The organism is Paenisporosarcina antarctica (assembly GCF_004367585.1).
Lineage (GTDB): Bacteria > Bacillota > Bacilli > Bacillales_A > Planococcaceae > Paenisporosarcina > Paenisporosarcina antarctica.
Window position 1 is genome coordinate 2,301,922 of record NZ_CP038015.1, and the last position, 16,785, is coordinate 2,318,706.

Here is a 16,785-nt window from a genome sequence, read left to right on the forward strand (position 1 = left end):
CTAGCTTGTTGACCATTCCATGAACACTGTGTATGTTACTCGAATCGATTAGATAACGTCCCGATTCCTTCGACCGATATTTTCACTGTATCCCCTGCTGCTAAAAACTTAGGAGGATTAAATCCTTTTCCAACACCAGAAGGGGTACCAGTTAAAATCACATCACCTGGTTCAAGCGTCACGAGAGCAGAAATTTGTGCGATTAATTCCTCTACAGAGAAAATCATATCTCTCGTATGCCCATTTTGACGCAGTTCATCATTCACTTTTGTCACAATTGATAAACTTTGTGGATCAGGTAATTCATCTTTCGTTACTATATAAGGACCCATAGGACATGAGCCTTTCAAACTTTTCCCTAAGAAAAATTGTTGATGTTTCGATTGAAGATCACGAGCTGTTAAATCATTCGCAATGGTATAACCAAAGATATGGTCATACGCTAATTTCTTTGGAACATTGTCACCTTTTTTACTAATTACAACGGCTAATTCCCCTTCATAATCAAAAGATGAAGTGACGTTCGAATGAACAGACAATGTTTCTTCATCAGCTGCAATCGTAGTAGGTGATTTTGTGAAAATCATCAAATTTTCTGGAGCTACTTCTAAACCCATTTCTTTTGCATGATCTGCGTAATTTCGCCCGACACCAAAAATATTTTTAGGTGTACGTGGAATGGGTGACAGCCATTCAATACTTGAGAATGTCCGCTTAAATTGAGTTGGTTCTTCAGACTTCGATGCCGCTTCTGCAAGCTTTCTCATTTGTTCTACAAAATCCATCCCGTTCGCAATTCCTTCAACAATTGTTGTTGGAAAACTTGGTAATACTTGAAGCGTGTCTTGTATGGCTAAAACGTCCCAAACAGCTTCTTCCTTTTTAACCTTAGGACCAAAACTGATTTGACCTTCAAAACGATAAGATAATATTTTCATACAATGACACTCCTTCTAAAAAATGAATTTGTTTAATTCAGTTTACGACACTTCATCATTCTTTTCATCGTTTTTATTTATTTTTTTGCCATATGTTGCTCTTTTCCATATGATTTCGACAGGTCCTTGATTAAATTTAGAGAACCATATTTCAGCAAAAATCAGTTGAATGATAAAGATTCCAATTGCCATCCAGGTTCCTGTCACTAAATCCATTTTTCCGTAAAAACCTAATCCGTAAGAGTAGAATATCGTGGTCGCAATTAAAGACTGCGTTAAATAGGTAGTCATTGACATGCGTCCTACTTTTGCTATTGGGTTAAATAGTTTTCGGAACATAGATAATTGGCAGAGCATCGTAATTAATCCCGCGTACCCAATAGCTACTAATGGGCCTCCAAATATATCTTGAACATACATATAATAAAAATTTGGTTCAATAAAAAATGGCAGAACTTTAATCGCATAGCCTACGACTAAAGTTACTAAAGTGAGTACAAACCAAAACGGTAACTTGTCAGATGTACGTTCAATTAATTTACTCTTCGCAGCCACTACTCCAAGTAACATATAAGGCAAAATGGTAATGCCAATTAAAAACAATGCGCCAGACTCAATATTTGCATAACTCCAATCCGCAGCTCTTTGAGCAAATATATCTGTCCAAGAACCTGTACTAAATGCAACGACTGACGCTTCCATTTCTTGTATGCCTGAATAAAAAACTCCGTCTGAAGCTACATAAATATAAGTTAATAACGCAAGTCCCATATTTGGAATAGCGTATAGCGTAAGTGCAATCACCAGTAACCAAACACGCGACAGTCGTAATAAAAAGATAACAATAAAACCACTAAGTGCGTAGGTAATTAATATATCACCAGACCATAAAAGAAAAGCGTGAATAATACCAATAATGAACAACACACTTAATCTACGTATACCAAGTGCAATAAACGACATGCCTCGTTCTTGTGATTTAATAAATTGCATGGTTAATCCATAACCAAACAGCATCGCGAACAACGGATAAACACTCCCTTGTAAGGCGATGTCTATCCATTGAAATGTATCTATATCACTCGGATCTGTATACCAAGTATAGGGATTTATGTAGTAATAGGGTGTATGGAAAGCTAGCATATTGACGATAAAAATACCAAGTAACGAGAAACCTCTCATCATATCAATTGCTATTACTCGTTCTTGTAATTCAGTAGGTCGAACCTTCACAATTAATCCTCCAGTACAATTGTCTGATCAGAGTCAAACAAGTACAGTATTTTCTCTTTGATTGTAATTGATAAAATATTCTCTATCGCTTGTTGATATAGCGCTAACTGTAATCCATAGCGATGATGCATTTCCCGTAAAATGGCTGCTTCTGTTATGAGTACACCTTTAATTTTATCTGTCTTATAGTCAAGAAGTATCCATTCTCCATCCGCTTCTTGAAATAAACAATCTGCGATTCCTTGTAATAATTGAATGTCACCATCTTCATCTTTCAAACCATAAGTAAATGGTACTTCACGCAATTGTTGTGAAGCTTGACGTAGGCGAGAAGCAATTGGTGAATGTAGAAATGCTTTAACTGCATCTACTTTTATTGCTCCCGCTTCGTTTATAGTTAACAACTGTTTGTCTGCAAGTTGGTGTATAAATCCTTCAATGGCTTTGTTCGTAGGATCTAAATGAATGTCTACATGTTGCATCGCCGTGTGCATCGCTGTCCCGATCTCTGCACTTGAAAGTTTGCGCTCGCCTTGTTGTAGAAAAGCTGGGCGTTTGTAAATGCTAGAAATAGCCTGTTGTACTTGACTAGGTCTAAAAAATTCAGGTTCATCTTCTTTGCGCAATTGATCGAGTCGCTTCAGCTCACTTACCGATTGTTTCGAGCGTTTGGTAATAGATCTCTCATGAGAATACACCGCATTAAACCGACGCTCTACTTCTGACAGCATATCTTTAGAAAGCACTTTATCTTCACTCGTAGTAAGTGATTCCGAAGGTTCTTCTAGTGCGTTAATTTGACGTAAGTCCTCCACAAAGATTGACTCAAATGACCACTGTGATGGATGTTGCATCACATGTGTATGTGACTGTCCTTGCCACAATGCAAAGTCGTGATGTCTAGCTACTGCAGGTCCAATCCAATCTAAAAAACCTTTGGCCCGTGAACGAACATACTCTGGTAACATATGACCTTCAATACTCGCGATATCTTGCCACTTACTTATGGATTTTTCTACATCTTTGACCGTAGCAACAAGCATGAGCTTTTCTTTTGCCCGTGTCATGGCTACGTATAAGACACGCATTTCTTCTGATTTCAACTCCATTTGTTTCTTTTCTTTTATTGCTAAAAAAGGAAGCGATGTATAAGAAATACGTTTTTCTGGATCCACCGCTTTTACAGCTAAGCCAAATGTTTGGTCAAATAAATATAACTCATTAAAATCCATTTGATTAAAATCTCGTCCTAAACCAGCAATGAATACATATGGAAATTCAAGTCCTTTAGAAGAGTGAATGGTCATGAGACGGACGACGTTCTCTTTTTCACTCATAGCACGTGCAGTCCCTAAATCATCTCCACGCTTTTTCATTCGGTCAATAAAACGTAGAAAACGAAATAACCCTCGGAAAGAAGATTTCTCATAAGATAATGAACGGTCATGCAACGCTCGTAAGTTTGCTTGACGTTGCTTACCTCCTGGCATCGCACCAACCATTTCGTAATAATGGGTATCCATGTAGATCCGCCAAATTAAATCCGCTAATGACCCTCTACGTGCCAAATCACGCCATTCTTCATAATGTAAGAAGAAGCGTTGTAATTTTTCAGCTGTAGCCTGGTTAATTCCACTACCACCAGAATGCACAAAGTTTTTAAGTGCCTCATAAAACGGCTCTTTCGGTGCAGATAGACGGATTTGTGAAAGTTCAGATTCAGTTAAGCCGACAAATGGTGCCCTCAGAACAGATGCTAATGGGATATCTTGATACGGATTATCGACTATTCGCAATGTATTTAACATAATCATCACTTCGAGTGCATCAAAATAACCTTTGGATAGATTCGCATATAGTGGAATTCCAGCTTGTTTAAACTCTTCAGTTAAATCAGCTGACCATGTCATCGATCTCATCAGAATGACAATATCGGCATATTCGAGAAGACGTTCATTTTTTGTCCATGGATCCATCACCATGGTTTTATCATCCATTAATTTACGGATTTTACCGATGATATAGCGTGCTTCCGACTGTGATTTTTTTAATTCTTCCAGTTCTTGAATCTCTTCATTCGCTTCTGATTCTTCGCTTACCAATTCTTCTTGTTGCTGTGATAGAAGGGTAAGCTCTACTGCAGACTTTTTATTAGGGAACGGAGCTCCTGGTTTTAAAGCAGCCGCTTCATCATATTCAATTTCACCAACACGCTCCCCCATGATTTGAGAAAAGATAAAATTAGTCGCGTGTAAAATTTCCGGACGACTTCGGAAGTTGGCATTTAAGTCGATTTTGACGCCTGTATGTAAAGCCTCTGTTGTAAACGTCAAATACTTTGCCAAGAATAGCATGGGTTCTGCTAAACGGAAGCGGTATATCGATTGTTTTACGTCTCCTACCATAAACATATTGCCATTTGCTGCAGTTCCAGTTTTAACAATTTGTAAAATGGTTTCTTGCAAGCGATTCGTATCTTGATATTCATCCACCAACACTTCTTTAAACTGCCCCATTACATCTTGCGCAATGTTTGAAGGAATGAGCTGACCATTTTCTTCCTTGGTCAAAATTTGTAGAGCAAAATGCTCAAGGTCTGAGAAATCAACAATTCCTCGCTCATTTTTAGCAGCACGGTACTGTTCACCGTAGGCAAGAGTTAACTCGACTAATGTTTTGAGAATCGGATGCATGAGCCTCATTTCTTGGAGTAATCGCTCGGGTCTCCGTGTGAAATAAGCATCTTTCACGCCATTCACGCGTTTCTTTAATTGATCTCGCTTGTCTTTTGCTTTTTTAATGAGTTCTTCATCAAAAGTGTCTTTCGGAATGCGAGCTGCTGTAGCAAATTTTATACTTTGGAAGTAGTCAAAGGTCGATGTCCATGGCTGTGTAGAGATACGACGAATTGCTTCTGCAATCAATAGTTGATCTTGCTCTACTGTGGTCCCGTAAGGAGCGGGACCTGCCGGTTGCAAGGCCAATTGACGCATTTCTTCCGTCATACCGTAAGCTTCTTCAAGAGTATGCTGAATGGTTAATTTAAGCGCATCGATAAATGGGAGGTCATCTATTTCCATATTGTCAGGTACATCATAATTTTCTGGAATCGCCAGTAACCATTTCTTAGGTTCAGGGTGAACACTAGCAGCAAAATGCAATTTATCAATCAGTGTTTCAATCATTTGATCGTCACGGTCTGTCGTAAAACTATCCACTAGTCGGTATATCTCTAGCGGATTATCGGCTTTATATGCAACTTCCAAAACCTCTGCTAATACGTCGTCACGAATCAGTGCAGCCTCTGCATCATTTGCAAGTCTAAATCCTGGGTCCAAATCTAGCACATACGCGTACTGTTTGACGATGGATAAACAAAATGAATGCAGTGTGGAGATTTGTGCCTTGTTTAACAAGCTTAGCTGTCTTCTTAAATGGTTTGATGTCGGATCTAAAGCGAGTGCTTTTTCTAAAGCTTCCGCCATTCGATGACGCATCTCAGCTGCAGAAGCGTTGGTAAACGTTACAACTAATAATTCATCTACATCAATAGGATTTGTTTGTCGGATCATTTTTCGAATTAAACGTTCAATAAGAACAGCAGTTTTTCCTGACCCTGCGGCTGCAGATACTAGGACGTCACGCCCTTCTGCAAATATGGAGCGCCACTGAGCATCTGTCCAAGTGACGTCTTGTGGTTTAGTGGGTATCAACATGTGGCGTGACCTCCTCTTTAATTCTTTGCGTGATTTCTTCAGGTGTGGCAATTGCTAGTTTACGATACTGTTGGTCAACATCAGTTGGATCAAACTGACACACACTTCGGAAATTACAATAGTCACAAGCTGTTTTATCTTTCATGCGATAAGGTAAAACGCGTGTATCTCCTGACAACATGCCATCTCCAGCTTGTTGATGCTTGGTTCGTACAAAAGTTCGCAGGTTTGCCAAATCTTCCGCAGACACGACTTTCGAAAAAGCTTTTGAAATGGACCCATCTTTATTAATTCGTGCTGGAATAACTTTAGATGTTCCGGAAATTTCCGTATCCATTTCATTTAAAACATGTGCATCGTCGACTAGTAAGCCACGCATTTTATATTTCTTAAACACTTCTTCTGCTAAATCCATGTCAGATAGTTCCTTTGCTAATTTCAACATAGGGTTATGAACATGAACATATAACACACCAGCTGGGTCTGCTTGCTGTCCTAACCAAATCATGGAGTTTGATACAGCAACGTCCAAATACGTCAGCATTTGCAAAGAAATGCCGTAGTACACATCATTTAGATCAAGCCCTTTAGCGGATGATTTGTAATCGACTATACGGACAAACTGCTGCCCTTCAATAACTGCAGCATCCACGCGATCGATTCGTCCGCGCATTTTCATCATGTGACCATTTTTAAGTGGAATTTCAAGTGTTGGCAATTCTTCTCCTGGACCAAATCCTGCTTCGATAGCAATGGGTACAAATGTTGAAACACTCGCATGATCTCGCAACGTCGTCATCGTTCGTTGTAATATTTGAACAAGCTTGCGTTGAATGTATTGGTATCTTCTTGAACTTAGTAAAATTTGATGCACGAAGTGAGGTGAAATCGCATCAACTGCTTGTCTCGCCAAATTCCAAGCTTGAGTAGTTGAAAGTTGAGCCCAAGTTAATCCAAGTCGCTGCGTTTCGTCTGCAATCCATTTTAAAGAAGCATGGAATAAATCTCCGATTGCTGGTGCTTCGAGCAGATATTGTCCACGTTCTTCTAAACGCAATCCATATGTCACAAAGTGGGCAAAAGGACAACTGTAATATTTCTCAACACGAGAAACACTCGATGTAAATGAGTCACCATATAAAGCATTTGTAGTATCACGATCTAAACGTTGTGCTTTTATTGGCTTGGCAATTGGTTTTATGACACGCTCGAAAATACTCTGCCAAAATGGATCGTTTTTATAATATGAAGCAACAGCTAGCCATTCTTCTTCTAGGTTTCCTTCTACTGTCGATTGCTTTAATTTCGTTGCCATAAATGGCAGAGTTGTACGTGGGTGTTGAATGTAATCAATGGTACTTTCTTTTAACACGGCTGGATCAATAACTGCGACTTCAACTTCTATATTCGGTAATAATTGCTGTAGTCGCTTAATGTAAGTAGATGGCAGTAGTGCTTTGCCTTCTTCATCAGCCACTGCATAAGACACAAAAAGTTTTTCAGAAGCAGTTGTCACAGCACGGTATGCCATATACGATTCATCCATCAGACGCATTTTAGACGTTGGTGCAAGTTCAAATCCAATTTGCATAAACCATTCTCGTTCTGTATCTGACAGTAATCCTTCTTGTTCTAAGCGCTTTGGAAATACACCGTCATTTACACCCACGACAAAGGCTGATCGAATATTAGACAAGCGAGATAAATCAACCGTAGCGACTGTTACTTGATCAAGTGAAGGTGGAATGCGAGAGAACTCCAGTGTGTCAAATCCTTCTTCAAGTAGACGTAGACTTTCTTTAGGTGTTAAATTTTCATCACCAAACATCAATACAAATTGATCCAATACGTCTATCCATTGTGACCAAGCTTGATCATGTTCAGTTGCAAGCAAGAGATGACCTTGTTCATTTTCATGATCTTTTAACACTTGTAACTTTTCGTAAACTTGTAGACTTTCCATCAATTCAAATAGTGCTTGTGCTACTGACTTTCCTGTCTCACTCACTTTAATCTTTTTAGCAAACTCTTCAAGTGGGTTTAACACGAAATCTCGCACAGCTGTTATGTCCGCTTGGATAGCTCGTTCTTCATCGGTTTGTGCTTTTGAGTGAAATTCGAGTCCTCGATACTTTTTGACGAACCAGCGTCGTTCATCTGTCCATCGTTCTCCATAAATCCCTTGAGATATAACGAAGTTCTCTAAGCGATCCGCACGTTCACGCCAAATCTGTATATTTGATTGAAGAGGGAAAAATAAATCTGTTTTTATCGCTCTAAACATAGGTTCGTATTGGTAGTCACTCAAAACCGCTTCAAATGCAGAACGACTAAATTCAATTAATGGATGATGAAGCATCGCTTTTTTCCGGTTAATGAATACCGGAATATCGTATTGTGCAAATGTGGTTTCAATTAGTTCATCATAGACCTCAGCTTGTCTATAAAGAACGGCGATGTCTTGATAGCGCATCTGTTCATCTCGCACGAGTCGTCTAATATGTCTTGCTACCGCATGAATTTCTGCGCGACGGCTGTCAGCTTCAATCACATGGACATGCTCATGATCATCTATTGCTGGAGCGGGATAGCTATGTAAGTTCGCTTCGATATGTTTTATTTCATTGTTTTTAAATCGTTTATTTTCACTTAAATGGACAGATAGTTCAATTGAAACAGAGCTTTCTCGAGCCATTTCTTTTAATCGTTCAGCCGTTTTTGCGGCACCATGAAAAAGAGATTGGTCATCCATTAAATCTTGTATTTCATCATCTAGTGGAAGCGCAATGGTAACGCGTTTCGCATGTTTCATCAACTCGCCTAAAATTTCGTACTCTCGCGAAGTCATGGTCACAAAACCATCCACATAAATATCAGATTCAGCAATAATTACGGAATCCCGAATCTGCTTTGACAACAAAGCATAATACCCTTCACTATCTATATACGCAGTTCCGAGGCGTTCTTCTAATGCTCGAAGTAAAACGGACAAGTCATGAGTTTTGTCTTGAAGTGTACGAGGGGCATCCATTTGCTTTAGAGATTCTTCAAGTGAATGCAAGGTGTCATAATCAAGACAGTAGCGAGTAAATTCCTTTAATAACATTTCCATTTGATCCGTAAAGCCTCGTTTATTTGCAGCTTGTTTAAAGAGCGATAATTCTTCTTTATGTTCTTCTAGCAATCTACGAATTAACATACGGTAGCCAAAGCCACTTATCTCTTGTCGGCTGATTCCACCAGTTTCTTGCAATACACGCCAAGCGAGCCTTTTAAAGGTTGTAACTTGCGTTCGAATAATTCCGTTTACTTGCCCAGTTGTCGATAATGCTGATTCAGTGGAAAACGACATTTGATCAGGTACGACAAAGAAAATAGGTGCTCCAAGTGGATTATTCATTGACGCTTGCGCAACTTCATCTCTTATTAGTTCAGATTTCCCTACACCAGCTCGTCCAGTTATCAATCGAAGTGACACATGAATGCCCCCTTTTTTAGTATTAGTTCAAACATGCTATTCAGCAGCAACATTATGTCGCTCCTACTTTAACAACCTTTTTCAACAAATAAAAATCCCGAAAATGTTCTACCTCTATTGTACATAACTACTGTGAGAGGTGGAAATTATTCGGGATTTTTACCAATAAAATTAATAGTTGCCGTTTCAAGAGGCCAGTATCTAGCAACTACTTTTCCGACGATGTCTTCTTTTTTTACAAACTTAAAATAACGACTATCCAAACTCTCTCTGCGATTGTCACCTAGTACAAAATAAGAATTATTCGGAACACGAACATTTCCTGTTATTTCTTTAAGCGTGAAATTTTCTGTCAAACGTTCATCTGGATTATGATAGGCAATAAATGATTTTAAATATGGTTCTTCCACACGTTTTTTATTTACAAAGAGCATGTCATTGTCATACGAAATTAGATCTCCTGGTATTCCAATCACCCGTTTTACATAATCTTCATTTGCGTCTGTATGAAAAACTAACACATCTAAACGATTGATGTCTCCAATTGAATAAGAAATTTTACTCACTAATACTTTATCTGAACTTTGAAGTGTAGGGTCCATCGATTGACCAGAAACCGAATAATTTGTTACAACAAATGAGCGAATGACAATAATAACAATTATTCCAATAACAATTGCTTTAGCCCATTCCCAAGTCTCCTGTTTCAACGTATTCAAATCGTGGGCCCCTTCCTCTCTTGTCGCTCTTTTTGAATCATGCGAAAGTCTGCTTCCACTCGAGCATTTAACCTATTTTCAATTTGTTTACCTATAAGCCATAACAACACAATAACCGCTACTACAATAGCTGTTCGAATAGGTTGTGTGATAAGTGCTTTTATGTCATAACCAATGAAACTAATTGTTAAAATCATCACAAATTTCCCGGCCAGTAATGCCCATAAATAGGTCTTCTTTTTCATGTCAGATAAGCCTGCTACAACATTAACAAGCGCTGATGGTGAAAACGGAAAACATAGTAATAAAAATAGTGGACCAAATCCATTTTTTTCAATCCACTTAATTAATTTTTGAACTCGTTCATGTTTAGTCATAAAACGAAGAAATCGTGCACGACCATATTTCCGAATAATGATAAAGACTAAGTATGAGCCAACTGTCGTACCAGCCCAAGATAATAAAAAACCTATCCATAAACCATATGCGCTAGCATTCGCAAAAACAAATACAAATAGCGGTAAAAACGGTAAAAATGCTTCTAGGAAAGGTAATAAAAATCCGATGATAGGTCCAAGTGATCGATATTCTCTAGTCAGTTCTAATAAATTTTCAGCTGTTAACCAATCGAACATTGTTCCTCATCCTCAAAGTAGTAGTTGTCCATCAGTTTTCCCGAGACTAACATTCATCAAACATCCTGATAATGAATGATCATATGTATGATTGACAGTGTGTCACAGGTATTCACATATTGGTGAGTTTGATTTCCTGCAAACACCAGTGTGTCTCCCTTTTGTAAATGCACTGTTTCAGTTTCAAAAATTATATTCATTTCTCCATCGACAATCGTTAACGACTCTTCTACTCCCTCCATATGAGGAATACTTTCGTATGAACATTGAGGGTCTAACTCAATTCTGTAAAACTCCCATCCACGTTTTGGATCATATGGAATAATTGAAAAGACTCTATACCGTCCATCGTCTTCAGTTAAAAACGGAATCTCTGAAGGGGATATTTTTTTTGACATAGATTTAGAGGATTGGAGCAAAGAGGAAAAGCTAATCTTTAAGCCATTCGCAATCTTCCAAATTGTCGATACTGTTGGGTTTGACTCCCCTTTTTCCATTTGTGCAAGCTGAGCTTTACTGACATTTGTTAATTTCGCAATATCATCTAAACTCATGCCACGTTGATGTCGAACTTTTTTAAGTTGCACACCTAAATTACGACTCATTTGTTTCATACCCTCACCTCTTATTGTTTATTTTATCATACAGATGTATAATCTATTAAACATTAAGGAGGAAAGAATGCAAATGACATTTATCAATGGAATTAGGGCAGGTTTAAGCATTGCCATTGGCTACTTTCCTATCGCCTTAACATTTGGCTTACTCGCGAAAACGACCGGCTTATCTATGTGGGAAGCAACTGCCATGAGTATGTTTGTTTTTGCTGGTGCTGCACAATACATATCATTAACGCTAATCTCTACAGGTGTTGACCCTATTTTAATCGTTTTAAACACGTTTGTCGTTAACATTCGTCACTTTTTGATGACTGCTTCACTAAATGAAAAAATGCAACCAGATGCGCGTTGGAAAAAAGCCATCTATGCATTTGGTGTGACTGATGAAACATTCTCAGTCTTAGCCACGCAAAAACAAAATAATATTAGGACGACATATGCAGCAGGAGTCATTGTGATTTCATATGGCAGTTGGGTTGTATTTACAGCGTTAGGTCATGTAATTGGTGCTAATTTACCAATGTTCCTGCAAGCGTCAATGTCGATTGCCTTATATGCGATGTTTGTCGGATTATTAGTTCCTTCGATGAAAGGCAATCGTAAAGTAGCTTTACTCGCTTTGTTTGGCGCGCTCATTCACAGTGTTCTGTACTTTAGTGGGTTGCTTTCAACTGGTTGGTCCATTTTAGTGGCAACCCTTGGTTCTGCGATTTTAGTTGAGCTTTTGTATGCTAAGAAAGGACGTGTCGTGTAATGGAGACTTGGTATTGGTGGATGTTAATTGGTATGGCTATTGTGACCTATATTCCACGTGCTTTTCCGTTAACCTTTTTAGAAGGACGTAAACTGCCTCCAATAGTTACAGGAGTATTAGGGAATATTCCATATGCTGTATTAGGAGCTTTAATATTTCCCGCTATATTATTTGTGCAAGAAGGAAATTTTTTGTTCGGATTAATTGGCGCCATTGCAGCCTTTGCGATTGCATTTGCAGGTGCCAATGTAATCCTTGTTGTCATGGGGTCAATTGGCGTACTAGCGGTTTATAGTTTGATTTTTTGATATGTCAGTGGTGCATGAGCGAAAAAAAAACCGAGCAAACTGCGGCCGGTCCTTTTAAGAAGAGTAACCATAGTAGCCTGTTGATTTCCACTACGGTGGACGCTTTTCGCGGGCATGGCTTCAGTCTCCTCGTCATTGCAAAAACATGTGCTCCTGCAGTTACTCGTCGCAAAGCGTCCGCCTGAAACGGAAATCAACTATATTAATGAATCATTTTTTTGTCCAAAACACCTGAAACACTGGATTTATGGAACTAAAATTACTTTCTTATCTTTAAAAAAAACGACGGGATTTCCCGTCGCCTAATTAGTTCTGTTTACTTTTTAGTGCAACACGCTGTTCTAGGTTGATCGAGTTACGTTCCAGGTTGATGCTATGACTCGCCTTAGTTGTACAAAATATTACCGCCTCGACGATAAATCGTGAGAGCTTATACTCTTACTGCCATTGACTCATTCCGCCACGAACATTCACTACATTTGTAAAGCCGGCTTTCTTCAATATGCCAGCTGCCCGAGAACTCCGCATTCCACTTTGACACAAAACAATCGTTTCTTTTGAAGCATCAAGTTTTGTTAATTTTGATGGCAATTGGTCTAGTGGGATATTCTGGAATTGAGAAATATGTCTTCCTTTATATTCGCCAGTCGTTCGTACATCTACAAACTGTTTTGATTTTTCGTTAAGTATTCCACGTAATTCTGTTGTGGAAATCGTTTTAACACCTTTTGCGGGTTTCATTCTCCAAACAATAAATGCGACAACTATCGCGATAAGTATCCATTCCATTAACTTTCACTCCTATCTACTTCTCATGAGTAACTGAACAGCTTGCTTTACATGTTCATCTGAAGGATGACCTTCGGCAATGCTTGTCCGTACACAACGTTCTAAATTTTCACTAACAATTAAACCGATGGTCCGGTCAAGTGCACCTTTTATTGCACTCAATTGAGTCACGACATCTGTACACTCTCGTGCATCTTCAAGCATTCGAAGAACACCATGCAGCTGTCCATCTACTCGATTTAAACGATTTGTAATTTGTTTTGAATAATCCATTGGTGTTTCGCTCCTCTATAAATAATAAAGAGGGCGTTTGCCCTCTATATTAAGCTCTAACAAGTTCCAATACACGATTAGGATCAAACCCTAGAACCCATTGACCATTAATATTTGTTTGTGGTACACCCATTTGTCCAGTTGTTTCTACTAATTTTTGTGCTGCTGCAGGGTCAGACTGAACATTCACTTCTGTAAATTCGATTTTATTTTGTACCAAGAAATTCTTCATCATGTCGCAATATGGACATGTAGTAGATGAATATACCGTTACTTTTGATTTCACTTTAAATTCCCTCCTAAATTATGCTCTAATAAATGCATCGTAGCCGCCAATCATATGTTTTACATTCGTATACCCTAGAGATTTCAAGACACTTGCACCTATTGCAGAGCGTGCTCCACCTTTACAATTCATTAAAATTGGTGTGTCTTTATTTAATGTTGTTTCACGAAGTTTTCCTAAGAAATGATGGTGTGCCCCTTCAATATATCCTTCTTTCCATTCGGTATCATTACGAACATCCATCACATAACCGTCTGGCATTTCTTGTTTAAACGTTTCAACTGAAATCGTTTCATATGTTGTTAAATCCATTTCTTTTAATAAAGATGGATCGATAAACGCTTTTATTGAATCCAAGTGAATCGATTGGAGGGAAGCGATAATTTCTTCACGATTTTCTTCCTCCGCAATAATCACCATTTGCTCATCGTAGGACACTAACCAACCAGCCCAATTTGTAAAAGATTTATTAAAGGGAATATTAATAGCACCTGGGACAAGTGTATTCTCCACCAAATTTGATGGGCGTGTGTCTAATACGAAAACAGATTCGTTTTGTAATTCTCTTTCAAACGCATCTTTTGAATCAATAACAGAAATAACATGATCAACTATAATTGCAGGTCCTTCTTTATTCACTTTTTTCATTTCTTTGAAATAAACCGGCGCTTCTGGTTGATCTGCTAATAATTCTTTAACAAATAGCTCTTCCGTTTCTTCTTTCATCGCCCAGTTAAACATTTTTTCATAACCTACTGTTGAAGAAGGAACCGCTCCAAGTGATTTCCCACAGGCTGATCCAGCTCCGTGACCTGGCCATACCATCATGTAGTCAGGTAATTGTTTAAATCGTTGTACTGATTTAAACATAGCATGTGCACCTTTTTCTGCTGTATCTGCAATTCCTGCAGCTTTTTCAAGTAAGTCAGGACGACCAATATCACCAACAAATACAAAGTCACCAGTGAAGATTCCCATTGCTTTAGTTGAGCCACCCCCACGATCGGTTACGACAAATGAAATACTTTCTGGGGTATGCCCAGGGGTATGCAATACCTCAAAATCAATGTTACCAATTGAGAATAATGAACCTTCTTTTACCATCTCGACATTTACCCCTTCGGTATATTGGTATTTCCAATCCGCATCACCTTCGTCTGATAAATATAATTTCACACCTAAATCATGTGCTAATTGTCGAGAACCTGAAACGAAATCAGCATGTATATGAGTTTCTGTAGCAGCTGTGATAGTTAATCCTTCTTTTATTGCAACTTCAATTACTTCGGAAGAATCACGCGCGGGATCAATAATGATTGCCTCACCAGTTCGCTGACATCCAACTAAATAGGAATACTGAGCTAATTTTTCATCAAAAAATGACTTTAAAAACATAATTAAACCCTCCAGTTTTTTAAATGAATTCTTTATTATTTATAATATACCACAGGGGGTATATTTGTTCAAGTGATTTACTTACTATTAGTTGTCTAAATTATTATTGCCATAAAAAAAAGCCTTTACACCAGAGTGTAAAGACGTTTTATTTAATTTTTGTAACGCTTCATCATACGTGATGCATACCAAAATCCAAGCGTTAAGGAAATCACATCAATGACATACAATAGCCAATTATGTGTATACCCCGCATAAACTGAAGCTGTAATAAGGGCTATAGTTAAAAATAACGAAACAATATGCGAAAATGTGATTCGTGTAAATAACACTACTAGTAACCCTGGTAAGAATAAAGCTAAAATAATTTTAGTAAACATAGATTCCATTGATGTTCTCCTATCTTACGACCAATAAACCGAGACGATGGTGGTCGTGACGATAAATAACATGTTGGCGCAATCGTACTTCTCCTTGATGATCAAGTACCTCAAGTCTACAATGTGCTGCATTTATTTGAATCGCTTCATATAATTCTTGTTCATTTGTAACTGATTGTCCGTTTACTTTGCGAATACACTCACCAATAACAAGCCCCATCTTATCAGCAGGTGATTCAGGTAAGACGCCAGCAATCATAACCCCTAAACTTTGAGGAGCAACTGCATAATTTCCTTTTCGTTCCTTTGTATCAAAGTAAATCCAAATGCCGATACGTCCCAAAGCACCAATTGCTAAACTTACAACTGCCATAATCGGCATCCATATTGCCAATAATGATAAACTAATAATCATTATTCCAACAAGCATAACTGCTTTTCCTATTTTAGGGAATAAGTTTACCGGAAGGGTACTTCTAGCTTTCTGTTGGAATCCAATTACAATCGGAAATAACACGAAACCAAATGATTCACTGCCTAATGTAAATTGAGGCCAGTATGGAAAAAAATCTGGTATTACATTTCCGGGTACTATTACTAATATAGGAATCATCCATAAGCGTTTTGATAAATAGCTAGCGACTGTTAAACCACGTGAAGACTTTTCTAAAAATGGTGAGGCAGATTCGGCAGCTGTTTTACGTATGAGTAGACCTTCTACAATAACTGCCGCACCAATGATGAAAGCAACAGGCAACGACACACTAATCCAATTGATATTTGGGAACCATTCGAAATTTAAAACAGAAAATGCTACATCCATTTCAAATCCAATCCATAATGCACCTATAGCAAGCGTGCCAGCTATAACTGGTGATCCCACTTGATACATGAAAAGCACGACAAAAAGCACACTTATAATACTATACGCTACAATCCAATCTGTAGTAAGTGTTAGACCAATTCCAATACTAAGTATTGATAAAACTAGTGCGTAAATCCAAATATCGGAGAACATTGTCTTCGCTTCTGTCCATCCCCATAAGATACGCGTTCGGAAAGATCGTCTTTCTCTTTTTACTCGAACGTAACCTAGAAGTATTGCGAATAGAATCGCAACATAAAACAATGGGTTAATAAATAACTTGCCGAACCCTTTTACTATTTCTAATCCTACTTCTTGCCACATAAAACGAAACACCACCCATTCAACGGTTCGTACATTTCTTTCCATTGTAACAAACCGTTGATGGAATGCGTA

The 16,785-nt window shown here is 38.3% G+C and carries 15 protein-coding genes; 2 read left to right on the forward strand and 13 right to left on the reverse strand.

The window, feature by feature from the left end:
• Positions 1 to 35 precede the first annotated feature (35 nt).
• The 7 genes from E2636_RS11480 to E2636_RS11510 all read right to left on the reverse strand — a co-directional run bounded on the left by E2636_RS11480 (position 36) and on the right by E2636_RS11510 (position 11,333).
• Positions 36 to 938, reverse strand: coding sequence for a fumarylacetoacetate hydrolase family protein (locus E2636_RS11480; protein ID WP_134210309.1), 903 nt, complete (start codon positions 936 to 938; stop codon positions 36 to 38).
• A 42-nt stretch (positions 939 to 980) separates the two neighbouring features.
• A complete protein-coding gene (locus E2636_RS11485; RefSeq protein ID WP_134210310.1) occupies positions 981 to 2,171 on the reverse strand; it encodes a DUF418 domain-containing protein in 1,191 nt (396 codons plus the stop codon).
• Between the two features lie 2 nt (positions 2,172 to 2,173).
• Positions 2,174 to 5,887 carry a helicase-exonuclease AddAB subunit AddA gene (addA, locus tag E2636_RS11490; protein ID WP_134210311.1) on the reverse strand — a complete coding sequence of 1,238 codons (3,714 nt, stop codon included), beginning with the start codon at positions 5,885 to 5,887 and terminating at the stop codon, positions 2,174 to 2,176.
• Positions 5,871 to 9,365 carry a helicase-exonuclease AddAB subunit AddB gene (gene addB / locus E2636_RS11495; RefSeq protein WP_134210312.1) on the reverse strand — a complete coding sequence of 1,165 codons (3,495 nt, stop codon included), beginning with the start codon at positions 9,363 to 9,365 and terminating at the stop codon, positions 5,871 to 5,873. Before addB ends, addA begins: the two co-directional genes overlap by 17 nt.
• 146 nt (positions 9,366 to 9,511) lie before the next feature.
• The gene (gene lepB, locus E2636_RS11500; protein ID WP_134210313.1) at positions 9,512 to 10,084 is read right to left on the reverse strand and encodes a signal peptidase I; all 573 of its coding nucleotides are present in this window, start codon (positions 10,082 to 10,084) and stop codon (positions 9,512 to 9,514) included.
• Positions 10,081 to 10,719 carry a TVP38/TMEM64 family protein gene (locus E2636_RS11505; protein WP_134210314.1) on the reverse strand — a complete coding sequence of 213 codons (639 nt, stop codon included), beginning with the start codon at positions 10,717 to 10,719 and terminating at the stop codon, positions 10,081 to 10,083. Before E2636_RS11505 ends, lepB begins: the two co-directional genes overlap by 4 nt.
• 56 nt (positions 10,720 to 10,775) lie before the next feature.
• The gene (locus tag E2636_RS11510) at positions 10,776 to 11,333 is read right to left on the reverse strand and encodes a helix-turn-helix domain-containing protein (RefSeq protein WP_134210315.1); all 558 of its coding nucleotides are present in this window, start codon (positions 11,331 to 11,333) and stop codon (positions 10,776 to 10,778) included.
• 73 nt (positions 11,334 to 11,406) lie between these two features.
• Between E2636_RS11510 and E2636_RS11515 the strand changes: the two genes are divergently transcribed.
• Together E2636_RS11515 and E2636_RS11520 are read left to right on the forward strand one after the other, a co-directional pair.
• Complete coding sequence (locus E2636_RS11515; RefSeq protein WP_081503776.1) at positions 11,407 to 12,093, forward strand: AzlC family ABC transporter permease; 687 nt, start codon at positions 11,407 to 11,409, stop codon at positions 12,091 to 12,093.
• Positions 12,093 to 12,401 carry an AzlD domain-containing protein gene (locus E2636_RS11520; protein WP_134210316.1) on the forward strand — a complete coding sequence of 103 codons (309 nt, stop codon included), beginning with the start codon at positions 12,093 to 12,095 and terminating at the stop codon, positions 12,399 to 12,401. Before E2636_RS11515 ends, E2636_RS11520 begins: the two co-directional genes overlap by 1 nt.
• A gap of 438 nt (positions 12,402 to 12,839) precedes the next feature.
• Here the strand turns inward: E2636_RS11520 and E2636_RS11525 are convergent, their stop codons facing one another.
• From E2636_RS11525 to E2636_RS11550, 6 genes are all read right to left on the reverse strand, one after another.
• Positions 12,840 to 13,190 (reverse strand): rhodanese-like domain-containing protein, encoded by a 351-nt coding sequence (locus E2636_RS11525; protein WP_017381557.1) that lies wholly within the window; start codon positions 13,188 to 13,190, stop codon positions 12,840 to 12,842.
• Between the two features lie 12 nt (positions 13,191 to 13,202).
• Positions 13,203 to 13,463 carry a metal-sensitive transcriptional regulator gene (locus tag E2636_RS11530; protein WP_017381556.1) on the reverse strand — a complete coding sequence of 87 codons (261 nt, stop codon included), beginning with the start codon at positions 13,461 to 13,463 and terminating at the stop codon, positions 13,203 to 13,205.
• A 49-nt stretch (positions 13,464 to 13,512) separates the two neighbouring features.
• The gene (locus tag E2636_RS11535; protein ID WP_017381555.1) at positions 13,513 to 13,749 is read right to left on the reverse strand and encodes a glutaredoxin family protein; all 237 of its coding nucleotides are present in this window, start codon (positions 13,747 to 13,749) and stop codon (positions 13,513 to 13,515) included.
• Between the two features lie 18 nt (positions 13,750 to 13,767).
• On the reverse strand, positions 13,768 to 15,144 hold the full coding sequence (locus E2636_RS11540; RefSeq protein WP_134210317.1) for an MBL fold metallo-hydrolase: 1,377 nt from the start codon (positions 15,142 to 15,144) through the stop codon (positions 13,768 to 13,770).
• Between the two features lie 152 nt (positions 15,145 to 15,296).
• The gene (locus E2636_RS11545) at positions 15,297 to 15,533 is read right to left on the reverse strand and encodes a CsbA family protein (RefSeq protein WP_134210318.1); all 237 of its coding nucleotides are present in this window, start codon (positions 15,531 to 15,533) and stop codon (positions 15,297 to 15,299) included.
• Between the two features lie 10 nt (positions 15,534 to 15,543).
• Positions 15,544 to 16,758 (reverse strand): PDZ domain-containing protein, encoded by a 1,215-nt coding sequence (locus E2636_RS11550; protein WP_243840621.1) that lies wholly within the window; start codon positions 16,756 to 16,758, stop codon positions 15,544 to 15,546.
• Between the last annotated feature and the right edge of the window lie 27 nt (positions 16,759 to 16,785).